Annotated in this window: 10 protein-coding genes; 6 read left to right on the forward strand and 4 right to left on the reverse strand. The window is 66.7% G+C overall.

All coding sequences use genetic code 11. The features are described from left to right. From SAHL_RS00330 to sucC, 4 genes are all read right to left on the reverse strand, one after another. On the reverse strand, positions 1–1,629 hold the full coding sequence (locus SAHL_RS00330; RefSeq protein WP_123589421.1) for an NAD+ synthase: 1,629 nt from the start codon (positions 1,627–1,629) through the stop codon (positions 1–3). Between the two features lie 155 nt (positions 1,630–1,784). Next, complete coding sequence (locus tag SAHL_RS00335) at positions 1,785–2,222, reverse strand: GFA family protein (RefSeq protein ID WP_184947084.1); 438 nt, start codon at positions 2,220–2,222, stop codon at positions 1,785–1,787. A 1,122-nt stretch (positions 2,223–3,344) separates the two neighbouring features. Further along, positions 3,345–4,214 carry a succinate--CoA ligase subunit alpha gene (gene sucD, locus SAHL_RS00340; RefSeq protein WP_123589423.1) on the reverse strand — a complete coding sequence of 290 codons (870 nt, stop codon included), beginning with the start codon at positions 4,212–4,214 and terminating at the stop codon, positions 3,345–3,347. Between the two features lie 52 nt (positions 4,215–4,266). Then, a complete protein-coding gene (sucC, locus tag SAHL_RS00345; RefSeq protein ID WP_123589424.1) occupies positions 4,267–5,430 on the reverse strand; it encodes an ADP-forming succinate--CoA ligase subunit beta in 1,164 nt (387 codons plus the stop codon). Positions 5,431–5,589: 159 nt separating this feature from the next. On the opposite strand from sucC, the gene SAHL_RS00350 reads away from it, so the two are divergent. The 6 genes from SAHL_RS00350 to coaE all read left to right on the forward strand — a co-directional run bounded on the left by SAHL_RS00350 (position 5,590) and on the right by coaE (position 12,055). Further along, complete coding sequence (locus SAHL_RS00350) at positions 5,590–5,814, forward strand: PP0621 family protein (protein ID WP_123589425.1); 225 nt, start codon at positions 5,590–5,592, stop codon at positions 5,812–5,814. Then, complete coding sequence (locus SAHL_RS00355) at positions 5,811–7,448, forward strand: sensor histidine kinase (protein ID WP_123589426.1); 1,638 nt, start codon at positions 5,811–5,813, stop codon at positions 7,446–7,448. The genes SAHL_RS00350 and SAHL_RS00355 overlap by 4 nt, the downstream gene beginning before the upstream one ends. After that, a complete protein-coding gene (locus tag SAHL_RS00360; RefSeq protein WP_123589581.1) occupies positions 7,445–8,884 on the forward strand; it encodes a sigma-54-dependent transcriptional regulator in 1,440 nt (479 codons plus the stop codon). Before SAHL_RS00355 ends, SAHL_RS00360 begins: the two co-directional genes overlap by 4 nt. Positions 8,885–8,969: 85 nt before the next feature. Further along, positions 8,970–10,196: a type II secretion system F family protein gene (locus tag SAHL_RS00365; RefSeq protein WP_123589427.1), complete on the forward strand. Its 1,227-nt coding sequence runs from the start codon at positions 8,970–8,972 to the stop codon at positions 10,194–10,196. Positions 10,197–10,419: 223 nt separating this feature from the next. Next, positions 10,420–11,301 (forward strand): prepilin peptidase, encoded by an 882-nt coding sequence (locus SAHL_RS00370; RefSeq protein WP_123589428.1) that lies wholly within the window; start codon positions 10,420–10,422, stop codon positions 11,299–11,301. 115 nt (positions 11,302–11,416) lie between these two features. Then, the gene (gene coaE / locus SAHL_RS00375; RefSeq protein WP_123589429.1) at positions 11,417–12,055 is read left to right on the forward strand and encodes a dephospho-CoA kinase; all 639 of its coding nucleotides are present in this window, start codon (positions 11,417–11,419) and stop codon (positions 12,053–12,055) included. Positions 12,056–12,140: the final 85 nt, after the last annotated feature.

Consider the following 12,140-nt stretch of genomic DNA (forward strand, 5'->3'; position numbering starts at 1 on the left):
CTACAGGTCGCCGTAGACGGCGGTGATGGGATAGCGTCGATCGCGGCCGAAGGCACGGTGGGTGACCTTCGGCCCCGGCGCGGCCTGGCGACGCTTGTATTCGTTGCGGCGGATCAGGCCGGCCGCCTGGCGCACGTCGGCCTCGGCGTAGCCCAGCGCGCAGATGCCCTCGATCGACTCGCCCCGTTCGACGTAGGCCTCGATGATCGGATCGAGCACGTCGTAGTCGGGCAGAGTATCGGTGTCGGCCTGATCGGCGCGCAGCTCGGCGGAGGGCGGACGCTCGATGACGCGCGCCGGAATCACTTCGCCACGCGTGTTGCGAAACCGTGCCAGCCGGTAGACCCAAGTCTTGTAGATGTCCTTGAGCGGCGCGAAACCGCCGCACATGTCGCCATACAGCGTGGCATAGCCGACCGCCATCTCCGACTTGTTGCCGGTCGCCAGCACCACGTGGCCGAACTTGTTGGACAGTGACATCAGCAGCGCGCCGCGAATGCGCGACTGCAGATTCTCCTCGGCGGTGTCGGGCGCGCGATCGCCGAACAGCGGGCCGAGCGTAGCCAGCAGCGCGGAAAAGCCCTGTTCGATCGACATCTCGTCATAGCGCACACCCATGCGCCTGGCCTGTTCGGCGGCGTCGACATTGCTGATGTCGGCGGTGTAGCGCGAGGGCATGGACACCGCCCAGACCCGATCGCCGCCCAGCGCATCGGCGGCCACCGCCATGGCCAGCGCCGAGTCGATGCCACCGGAGGCGCCGATCAGCGCCCCGGGGAAGCCGTTGCGATCGACATAATCACGGATCGCACGGACCAGGGCGTCGTAGACCAGCGCCTCGGGCGACTGGTCTTCGGCGATGGTACCGACAACGTGCGACCCGTCCTGCGGCGCCGGCCAATCGAGGCAATAGACGCCGGACTCGAACGCCGGCGCGCGCAGCGTCAGCTGGCCCCGCCGATCGACCGCACAGGAGCGGCCATCGAAGACCAGTTCGTCCTGGCCGCCAACACAGTTCACGTAGCAGATGGCAAAGTCGTTGGCCGTGGCGCGCTTCGCAAGCAGGCCTTCGCGCTCGGGCTGCTTGTCGGCGTGAAACGGCGAGGCGTTGAGATTGACCAGCAGTTCCGCGCCTGCGGCCTTCGCCTGCGCGGCCGGGCCGGTTTCCCAGATGTCTTCGCAGATGGTGACGCCGACCTGCCGGCCGGCGAGTTCGAACACGCAGGGCGAATCGCCCGGCCGGTAATGGCGCCGTTCGTCGAAGACGCCGTAGTTGGGCAGACATTGCTTGCGATAGTGCGCAAGGCGCTCACCGTCGCGCACCACGACCGCCGCGTTGTAGATGATATCGCCGTCGTACTCCGGATAGCCGATCACGGCGGTGATGCCGGTCAGCTCATGCGTGAGCCGCTCCAGCGCGGTTTCGATCGCACGCGGCAGGCCGCGCCGCAGCAGCAGATCGTCGGGCGGATAGCCGATCAGCGCCATCTCGGGAAAGGCCACCAGGTCGGCGCCCTGATCGTCGCGCGCTGTCATGGCGGCATTGATCATCTGGCGAGCGTTGCCCTCGATATCGCCAACCCAGACGTTGAGCTGCGCCAGCGCGATACGAAGTGACGAATCACCCATACGGGGGACTCCCGAGGCTGAAGAAAAGCCGACCTCTCGTCGGCGGGCGTTGCGACGCCAAGGATACGCCAGGACGCAGGCGGCCGAAACGACAACGGGCCGACGACAAGCCGGCCCGTACCGATTCGATTTTGGATTAGAGTCGAGCGCGTCAGCTACAGACCGACCGCCGAACCGTCCTCGCATTTGTCGAGATCGTCGTCGATATCGAGCACGCGCTCGCCGTAGAACAGGTGCAGCGCGGGTGCCAATTCAGACGGCAGCTTGCCGCCATTGTTCTTGCGGAACACGTTATGACGGATGACCGGAATACCCGGCTTGTGGCGCCCGTACATGGTCATGCCGCACTTCGGGCAGCCATAGCGGTGCATTTCCTTGCCGTCGGTCTTATGGTGAAACAGCTTGGAGTCGTCCGGCAGATCGACGTTTTCCTCGTCCCAACCGGTCAGGCCCAGCACGTCGGCGGCGTACAGCTCGCGACAGCTGCCGCAGTGACAGTAGAGCGATAGCTTGGGCTCGCCTCGGACCGTCATCTTCACGTGGCCGCAGTCGCAGCTGATGTCGTAGGTCTGGCTCACATCGATTGTGCTCAATTGAACTGTGACGTCATTCGAGCACGTATCATAGGCGTAATTCTATAACGTCGAACGCGTGATCAGCGGGCTGGAATTTACGCGCAAAGCTCATTCAAGAATTCAAGCATTCACACCATGAGGCTTTCAGCGCTCACGAGTGTGTCGTGCCTTTTGTTTCGCACTGCCGTGCGACTCACTTTCATTTGCTTGTCCAAACGAAAGTGAGCAGAGGAAAGAACACCCGGCATAGCGCCGGCTACGCCGTGTCGTACGAAGCGAGGAGCGGGGCCTTCCCAGCGTAGCTGGGATGCGACCGCCGGCGTTCGGCCCGAGCCCCGAGGCGACGACTCGTACGGTTTCGTCCCGCCGAAGATCACATCCCACAGCGTCGCTGCGGGAGCGCCCTGCTCCGCCTCTCGGGGCGATACGCCGAGGCGCAGCGGCGACGGGATGCGGTCCTAAATAATTGATTGAGGCTCGCATCATCGCTTTGGCGATGCTCAAACAGCTTGCCGCACCGGCGCTGTGCGCCGGACACCAGTGGCCGCTACGCCTCTCCGTCGCTGCACTAACGGGACCCGAATACGGGCGCCGAGCGCCGGGCATCCAGTGGTAATCGGCTACCGCGTTCTCTCTACGGTTCGCGTCTTCATTATTCCTGTCGGCTTACGCCTTCGGCTAATCCGACTTACAACAATTGTGACCTTGAGCGAGCGATAGCGAGCTTGCCTGTATTCCAGTCCCTTGGGCGTAGCGCCGAGCAGCGGAGCACGGCCGGGGATGAAGCAGCCGGGTGTCTGAGTCGCGCGTAGCGCGGCGAGTTCCGGCTGCGCCCCGGACGGGCGAGCAGCACAGGGCATCGATGCGAAGCATCGACGCAAGACAGGGTGTCCTTTGCTTTGCTCACTTTCATTTGGACAAGCAAATGAAAGTGAGTCGCACAACAGTGCGAAACACCAGGCCCAAATCAACCTAAGCAGTTGATTCGACACTGGTCACCGAAACCGAACCAAGCTTCGCTTTGAAAAAACGCGAAACGCGACAAGGGTCTCGAACCTTCACCCACAAAAAAGCCGGCGCCCGCCAAAACGGACGCCGGCTTCAATCATCCAGCGGATGACGATGCGATCAACGCATCGATCAGCCCAGGATTTCCTCCATCTTGCTGCCGATCTCGGCGGTCGAACGCACGGTCGCCACACCGGCGGCCTCGAGGGCTTCGAACTTGTCGTCCGCCGTGCCCTTGCCACCGGAGATGATGGCGCCCGCGTGGCCCATGCGCTTGCCGGGCGGCGCGGTCACGCCGGCGATGTAGGCCACGACCGGCTTCTTCATGTGGGCCTTGATGTATTCGGCGGCCTCTTCCTCGGCGGTGCCGCCGATCTCGCCCACCATGACCACGCCTGCGGTCTGCGGGTCATTCTCGAACATCTCGAGCACGTCGGTGAAGTCGAGACCGTGGATCGGGTCGCCGCCGATGCCCACGCAGGTGCTCTGCCCGAGGCCGTTGTGGGTGGTCTGGAACACCGCCTCGTAGGTCAGCGTGCCGGAACGCGAGACGATGCCGATCTTGCCTTCCTGATGGATGTGCGCCGGCATGATGCCGATCTTGCACTCGCCCGGCGTGATCACGCCGGGGCAGTTCGGCCCGATCAGCACGGAGTCGGAATCGTCGAGCGCGGCACGCACGCGCAGCATGTCCATCACAGGGATGTGCTCGGTGATGCAGATGATGGTCTTGATACCGGCGTCGGCGGCCTCGAGGATGGCGTCGGCGGCGAACGGCGCCGGCACATAGATCATGGTGGCGTTGGCGCCGGTTTCACGCACCGCGTCGCCGCAGGTGTTGAACACGGGGCGATCGAGATGGGTCTCGCCGCCACGTCCGGGGGTCACGCCGCCAACGATGTTGGTGCCGTAGGCGATGCACTGCTCGGAGTGGAACGTGCCCTGCGAGCCGGTGAAGCCCTGGACGATCAGCTTGGTGTCTTTGTTGACGAGAATGCTCATGGATTGATCCTGGTCTGAAGCGTATTCGGTGGACGGCGTGGCGGTCGCGCGATCAGCCGCGGGCCTCGGCCACGACCTTCTTGGCCGCGTCGGTCAGATCCTGCGCGGCGATGAGATCGAAATCCGACTCGTCCAGCAGCTTGCGCCCGGCCTCGGCGTTGGTGCCTTCCAGGCGCACGACCACCGGCACCTCGATGCCGACGTCCTTGGCAGCGGTGATGATGCCTTCCGCGATCAGGTCGCAGCGCACGATGCCGCCGAAGATGTTGACCAGAATCGCCTTGACGCCTTCACCGGCGGTGATCAGCTTGAACGCCTCGGTCACGCGCTCGGTGGTCGCGCCGCCGCCGACGTCCAGGAAGTTGGCCGGCTCGCCGCCGTGCAGCTTGACCAGGTCCATGGTGCCCATGGCCAGACCCGCGCCGTTGACCATGCAGCCGATGTTGCCATCTAGCTGGATGTAGTTGAGATCGTGCTCGGCGGCCTTGGCCTCGCGCTCGTTCTCCTGCGTCATGTCGCGCATGTCCGCGAACTCTTTATGGCGGAAAAGCGCGTTGTCGTCGAAGTTGAGCTTGCCGTCCAGCGCGATCAGCCCGCCCTGCTTCGTGGTGACCAGCGGGTTGATCTCGACCAGCGACGCGTCGCACTCCACGAACATCTCGTAGAGGCCCTTCATGACCTTCACGAACTCGCCGACCTGCTTCTTGTCCAGGCCGAGGAAGAAACCGATCTCGCGCGCCTGGTAGGCCTGGAAACCCGCCGCGGGATGGATCGCGACCTGGGTGATGCGTTCCGGCGTCTTGTCGGCGACTTCCTCGATGTCCACGCCGCCCTCGGGCGAGGCGATGAACGTCACGCGGCGCGTGGCGCGATCCACGAGCACGGACAGATACAGCTCGGACTCGATGTCGGCCGGCTTCTCGACGTAGACGGCGTGGATCGGCAGGCCGGTATCGCCCGTCTGCTGTGTCTTGAGCTCGCCGCCGATCAGATCCGAGGCGGCCTGCCTGACGTCGTCCACGCTGTCACAGAGCTTCACGCCGCCGGCCTTGCCGCGGCCGCCCGCGTGCACCTGGGCCTTGACCACCCAGCGTTCGCCGCCGAGCGATTTCGCGACCTCGACCGCCTCGTCCGCGCTGCGGGCGACCTTGCCCTCGCCGGCGGGCACGCCATAGCGCGCAAAGATTTCCTTGGCCTGATATTCGTGAACGTTCATGGCATCGCCTTGATTGAGACATCAAACTCGTAATGCCGCGCATTGTGGCGCCTGTAGCCCGGCACGACAACTTGCGACGGCCCCCGCCCGGACCCCGCGGCGACGCGATTTGGATACACTCGGGGCTGTCCCGTCGCGCTCTTCGAACCCGGATATCCCATGGCCCGACTGCTCGGACTGCTACTGATCATCGGTATCGCCTGGCTTGCATTCCGCCAGCTTGCGGGCGGGGCGCGTACGCGCATGCACCGGCGCGAGGCGCCGCCGGAATTCGAACGCACGGTGCGCTGCGAACGCTGCGGCGTGCATCTGCCGCTGTCGCTGGCCGAGCGCGACGGTGACGATTACGTGTGCAGCGAGCACGCCTGCCGCTCGCGGTCATGAGCCGGCGCGTCGGCGCGCCATTGATCCGGCACACCGAAGACTGGCGCGCGATCGCCACCCTCAACGCCTACCGCGGCCTGATCGGCTTCGGTCTGGTCACCCTGCTGCTGTTCGCCCAGGCCGGCCATCTGTTCGACGTAGTGATGCCGGATGTCTTCCGCAGCGCCTGTCTGGCCTATCTCGCGCTCTGGGTGCTGTCGCTGGTCGCCGCGCTGACGCGCACGCCGCCGCTGCGAGCGCAGGTGCTGTTCGCGGTCGCGGTGGACGTGGTCTTCTTCACGACCCTGGTTCTGGCCGGCACCGGCGTCGCAGGCGGCCTGGGCATGCTGCTGATCGCCCCGTTGTCGGCCGCGGGCATGCTGCTGCCGGCCCGCCTGGCGTTCCTGCTGGCGGCCTGCGCGGCGATCGGCGTGCTCGGCCAGGAGGCGCTGCGCCCCCTGCAGATCGAGGGCGCGCGCAGCGCGTTCGTCCAGGCCGGCATCCTCGGTGTGCTGTTCTTTCTCAGCGTCGGGCTGTCGCACTGGCTGGCACGCCGGGCGCGCGAGGGCGAGGCGCTGGCCGCCGAACGGGCCGGCGAGGTGCAGGATCTGGCCGCGCTCAACCGCCATATCATCCAGCAGATGGAGATCGGCGCGATCGTGGTCGACGCCGACCGCCGCATCCGCCTGATCAACGACGCGGCCGTACGCCTGCTCGATCTGACCGAGACGGCGCCGCAGAACGCCGCCCTTACGCGCGTCGCACCCGCCGTCGACGAGGCGCTGTCGCACTGGCTCCAAACGTCGGCCGGCGGCATCGACACGCTTCAGGCTTCCGGCCGCGCGCTGCTGCCGCTGTTCTCCCGCCTGGGCACGGCGCGGGACGCGCTGGTGCTGATCAGCCTGGAGGACGCCCTGCGCCAGAGTGAGCAGGCCCAGCAGCTCAAGCTCGTCTCGCTGGGGCGGCTGACCAGCAGCATCGCGCACGAGATCCGCAATCCGCTCGGGGCGATCAGTCACGCCGGCCAGCTGCTGGCCGAGACCGCGACGCTGGACGCCGACGGCCGGCGCCTGCTGGATATCGTGCACCGCCACACGCGCCGGATCGACGACATCATCGACAGCATTCTGGGGCTGTCGCGACGCTCCGAGACCACGCGCCGGACGATCGCGCTCGCGGACTGGCTGGCCAGCTGCGTGAACGACTATCGCGAGTACAATACCCGCGCGCCCGACTTCGAGATCATCGGCATCGACGCCGCCCTGTGCATCGAATTCGACCCCGGCCATCTGCGCCAGGTGCTGTTCAATCTCTGGGACAACGCACAGCGTCATGCCCGCCGCGACGAGACGCCGCTGCGTGTACGCCTGCGCGGGCATCACAGCCGTTCGGGATTGTTCGGGCTGGATGTCGCCGACAACGGGCCGGGGCTGGGCGCCGACATCAGCGACCGGGTCATGGAACCGTTCTTCACGACCGCCCGCGAGGGCACCGGGCTCGGCCTGCACATCGCACGCGAGCTCTGCGAGGCCAACCGTGCCCGCCTCGCTCCGGTTGCAGAAAGCGACGGCGCCTGCTTTCGTATAGTTTTCGCCCAGGCTTGGGCCGGCGCCGGCGAACCGGCGACTTCATCCATACACGACGCACGCGCATGACGCCCAGCAACAGCAAAGCCTACGCCCTCATTGTCGACGACGAAGCGGATATCCGCGAACTGATCGAGATCACGCTCGCCCGCATGTCGATCGACACCAAGGCCGTGGCTACGCTGGCACAGGCGAAGACGGCGTTCGAGAACGAGCCCTTCGATCTCTGCCTGACCGACATGCGTCTGCCCGACGGCGAAGGTATCGACCTGGTCGCCTTCATCGCCGAGCGCCGCCCCCACTGCCCGGTCGCGGTCATCACCGCCTACGGCAACGCCGAGAGCGCGGTGGCCAGCCTCAAGGCCGGCGCCTTCGACTTCGTCTCCAAGCCGCTGGACGTGGCCGGGCTGCGGGCGCTGGTCGGTCAGGCGCTCAAGCTCGCGGGTCTGGATCACGACGCCCCGCCGCACCCGTCGCTGGATGCCTCACCGCGGCTGATCGGCCGGACCGCGGAAATGCTGCGCCTGCGCGAGACGATCTCCAAGCTCTCGCGCAGCCAGGCGCCGGTCTATGTCAGCGGCGAATCGGGCACCGGCAAGGAGCTCGTCGCACGCATGATTCACGCTGAGGGCCCGCGCATGGGCGCGGCCTTCGTGCCGGTGAACTGCGGCGCGATCCCCTCGGAGCTGATGGAGTCCGAATTCTTCGGCTACGTGCGCGGCGCCTTCACCGGCGCCATGCGCGACACCCCGGGGCTGTTCGCGCGCGCGGACGGCGGCACGCTGTTCCTGGACGAAGTGGCCGACCTGCCGCTGACCATGCAGGTCAAGCTGCTGCGCGCGATCCAGGAGCGGGCCATCCGGCCGGTGGGCGCAAACGTGGAGACGGCCGTGGACGTGCGCGTGATCTGCGCTACCCACTGTGATCTCACCGCCGAAGTCGCCCGCGGGCGTTTCCGCGAGGATCTCTACTATCGCCTGAACGTGATCGAGGTCCACGTGCCGCCGCTGCGCGAGCGCACGGCCGACATCCCGGCGCTGACCGACCGCATTCTCGAAGGTCTGACGCGCAAGCTGCGCCTGCGCCAGGTACCGCGGCTGGCTCCACGCGCCCTGGAGGCGCTCCAGCACTACAGCTTTCCGGGCAACATCCGGGAATTGGAAAACATCCTCGAACGCGCGGTCACGCTCAGCGACAATGCCGTCATCGAACGCCGGTATCTGCGACTGAGCTCGCCGCTGTCGGAGGCCACGGCCGAGTCGTCCCCGGCTCCAGCCCCTGCCGAGGCCCCGGACGAGAACGGCACCGGCCGGCCAGGCCCCGCATCGTCGACGCCGACGCCGGATACCAGCGCCGATCTGGAAAGCCAGCTGGAAGCGCTCGAGCGCGAGCGCATCCAGGCCGCGCTCGAGGCCTGCCACTACAACAAGACGCAGGCCGCCAAGCATCTCGGCATCACCTTCCGGGCGCTGCGCTACCGTCTGGCCAAGCTGGGCATGAATTAAACGCGATCACGGCCGATAACCCCTGTGCACGGCAGGAACGGACGGCAGTCGCCCGGTCCGCCGCGGCGTGGTTTCCGGAGGGGCAATGGCCGATACGCTGACCGACAAGCACACCTTCTTCTGGACCGGCATCGACCGCAGCGGCAGCCGCGTGAAGGGCCGCACCGACGGCCCGAACGAGGCCATGGTCAAGGCCAGCCTGCGCAAGCAGGGCATCAACCCCATCCGCGTGCGCAAGCAGACCACGATTTTCGGCCTCGGCGGCAAGCGCAAGAAGAAGATCAAGTCCGCCGACATCGCGGTGTTCGCACGCCAACTGGCCACGATGATGAGCGCCGGCGTGCCGCTGGTGCAGTCGCTGGACATCATCGCCAAGGGCGCCGACAACCCCTCTCTGGCCGAACTGGTATCGGCGATCCGCAACGACATCGAATCCGGGGTGACCCTGGCCCAGGCGCTGGCCCAGCATCCGCAGCATTTCGACGACCTGTTCGTGAACCTGGTCGATGCCGGCGAGAAGTCCGGCGCACTCGAGGCCCTGCTCGACAAGATCGCGACGTACAAGGAAAAGACCGAGGCGATCAAGGCCAAGGTACGCAAGGCGCTGTTCTATCCGAGCGCGGTGATCGTGGTCGCGATCGTGGTCATGGGCATCCTGCTGTATTTCGTGGTGCCGCAGTTCCAGTCGCTGTTCGAGGGCTTCGGCGCCGACCTGCCGGCCTTCACCCTACTGGTGATCAGCCTCTCGGAGTTCGTCCAGAGCTCGTGGTGGGCGATCATCGGCGCCATCGGTGCGGCGTTCTACGGCTTCTTTCAGGCCCGGCGACGATCGCGCGCGTTCCGCCGGATGAACGACCGCATCGCGCTCAAGATCCCGGTCATCGGCGACATTCTCTACAAGGCGGCGGTCGCGCGCTTCGCGCGGACCCTGTCGACCATGTTCGCGGCCGGGGTACCGCTGGTCGAGGCCATGGATTCGGTGGCCCGCGCGGCCGGCAACATCGTGTTCGAGGAAGCCATTCTGCAGATGCGCGACCAGGTGTCCTCGGGCGTACAGCTGCAGCTGGCGATGAGCAACACGGGGCTGTTTCCGAGCATGGCCCAGCAGATGGTCGCCATCGGCGAGGAATCCGGCGCCCTGGACGCGATGTGCTCCCGGGTGGCGGATTTCTACGAGGACGAGGTCGACAATCAGGTCGATTCGCTGTCGAGCCTGCTCGAGCCCATGATCATGGCCATCATCGGCGTGCTGGTCGGCGGTCTCGTCATCGCCATGTATCTGCCCATTTTCAAGCTCGGCTCGGTCGTCTAGGCCGGGGCCACCGCCCAGATCGTGCGTCATTGCGCGCTGGCACTATCATCGGGACGCAGCCGGCGCATATCGCTCCGGGCGGCAGACCAGACCTTCGAGCCGGCGCGAACCGAAGCCGGCCGGCGCGAGCGCGCACGACATAGACTTCAGAAGTGGAGACATCGAAATGCCCCTGACTGACTACCGGACGGCGCCCGCGATCCTCGCCGCGCATCCGCACTGAATGGCCGACCTCCTCGCCCAGCAGCCGCTGCTCGCCTATGTCGCCGTCGTCCTTCTGGGGCTGATCGTGGGCAGCTTCCTGAATGTCGTGATCCTGCGTCTGCCGCGCATGATGGAGGCGCAATGGCGCGCCGGCGCCGCCGAGATCCTGGGCCAGCCGGCCGACGCTGAGGCCCCGGTGGAGCTGTCGCTGGCCCGGCCGCGCTCGCGCTGCAACAGCTGTCAGACGCCGATCCGCGCGTGGCACAACATTCCCGTGGTGAGCTATCTGCTGCTGCGCGGACGCTGCGCGGCCTGCGGTGCGCGCATCTCCTGGCAATATCCGGCGGTGGAGATCACCGCCGCCGTCATGGCCGTGATCGTCCTCGCCGGTTTCGGCGCGACCCCGTTCACGCCGCTGGCGATGATCGTGTCCTGGACGCTGCTGGCGCTGGCGGTGATCGACGCCCGGACGCAGTTCCTTCCGGACGTGCTCACACTGGCACTGATGTGGCTCGGCCTCCTCGCAAGCCTCGGCCACGGCGCGGGCACGGCGCTGGTCGATCCGGCCACGGCGATCGCGGGCGCGGCCGGCGGCTACCTCACGCTCTGGCTCGTGTTTCACGCCTTTCTGCTGGCCACGGGCAAGGAGGGCATGGGCTTCGGCGATTTCAAGCTGCTGGCCGCGATGGGCGCCTGGCTGGGCTGGCAGGCGCTGCCGATGGCGCTGCTGCTGGCTTCGCTGGGCGGGGCCGTCGTCGGCGGGCTGCTCATGGCCAGCGGCCATCTCGCGCGCGGCCGGCCCATGCCGTTCGGGCCCTGGCTGGCGCTGGCCGGCTGGCTGGCGCTGGTTGCAGGCGATACAATCAGCGGCGCTTATTCATCGCTGGCGGGACTGAACTAGTGCGAACGACGGTCGACGGTCTGATCTGGGGGCGGATCCACGCGATCCGAACGACATACGAGGCAGCGACGTTCACGGACGGCCCCGCGCCGGCAGCCCCGACCGACCCGCACTCATGAGCACGCTCACCATAGGCCTGACCGGCGGCATCGCCAGCGGCAAATCCGCGGTCGCGAGCGCGTTCGAGCGCATGGGCGTCAAGATCATCGACGCCGACACGGTCGCGCGCACCGTCGTCGAACCCGGCGAGCCGGCGCTGGCCGAGATCGTGGACCGCTTCGGCGACGATATCGTCGACGCTGACGGCCATCTCCGGCGTCGCGCGCTGCGCCAGATCGTGTTCGAGGACGACGCCGCACGAACCGATCTGGAAGGCATCACCCATCCGCGCATCCGGGCCGAACTGGAACGCCAGCGCGATGCCGCACAGTCGGACTACTGCATCCTCGTCGTGCCGCTGCTGGTCAAGTCGAGCATGCTCGACTTGGTCGATCGCGTGCTGGTGATCGACGCCCCCGAGAGCATCCAGCTGGAACGGCTGATGGCGCGCGACGACATCGACGAGGCCTTCGCCCGCAAGATGATCGCCGCCCAGGATGCGCGTGCCGAACGCCTGGCTATGGCCGACGACGTGCTCATCAACACGGGGCCGCGCAAGGACATCGCCGATCTGGCGGCGGCCCTGCATGCGGGATATCTGCGTCTGGCCCAGGGCGAGGTCGCGGATCTGCCGCCGCTGCATCTGCCGGGCTGAACCGCGACGACGGCGTTTCGGGCGCGCGACGTGGATCACGAAGGCGACGGGATTTTGCCGACCGGCGACCCGGGCATAGACTGTG

The sequence above is a fragment of the Salinisphaera orenii subsp. halophila YIM 95161 genome (genome assembly GCF_003732545.1).
Taxonomy (GTDB): Bacteria; Pseudomonadota; Gammaproteobacteria; order Nevskiales; family Salinisphaeraceae; genus Salinisphaera; species Salinisphaera orenii_A.

Excerpts from the sequence above, each read along its gene's own strand:
- SAHL_RS00330 (WP_123589421.1), bottom strand. The coding sequence starts at position 1,629 with ATGGGTGATTCGTCACTTCGTATCGCGCTGGCGCAGCTCAACGTCTGG.
- sucD (WP_123589423.1), bottom strand. The coding sequence starts at position 4,214 with ATGAGCATTCTCGTCAACAAAGACACCAAGCTGATCGTCCAGGGCTTC.
- sucC (WP_123589424.1), bottom strand. The coding sequence starts at position 5,430 with ATGAACGTTCACGAATATCAGGCCAAGGAAATCTTTGCGCGCTATGGC.
- SAHL_RS00350 (WP_123589425.1), top strand. The coding sequence starts at position 5,590 with ATGGCCCGACTGCTCGGACTGCTACTGATCATCGGTATCGCCTGGCTT.
- SAHL_RS00355 (WP_123589426.1), top strand. The coding sequence starts at position 5,811 with ATGAGCCGGCGCGTCGGCGCGCCATTGATCCGGCACACCGAAGACTGG.
- SAHL_RS00360 (WP_123589581.1), top strand. The coding sequence starts at position 7,445 with ATGACGCCCAGCAACAGCAAAGCCTACGCCCTCATTGTCGACGACGAA.
- SAHL_RS00365 (WP_123589427.1), top strand. The coding sequence starts at position 8,970 with ATGGCCGATACGCTGACCGACAAGCACACCTTCTTCTGGACCGGCATC.
- SAHL_RS00370 (WP_123589428.1), top strand. The coding sequence starts at position 10,420 with ATGGCCGACCTCCTCGCCCAGCAGCCGCTGCTCGCCTATGTCGCCGTC.
- coaE (WP_123589429.1), top strand. The coding sequence starts at position 11,417 with ATGAGCACGCTCACCATAGGCCTGACCGGCGGCATCGCCAGCGGCAAA.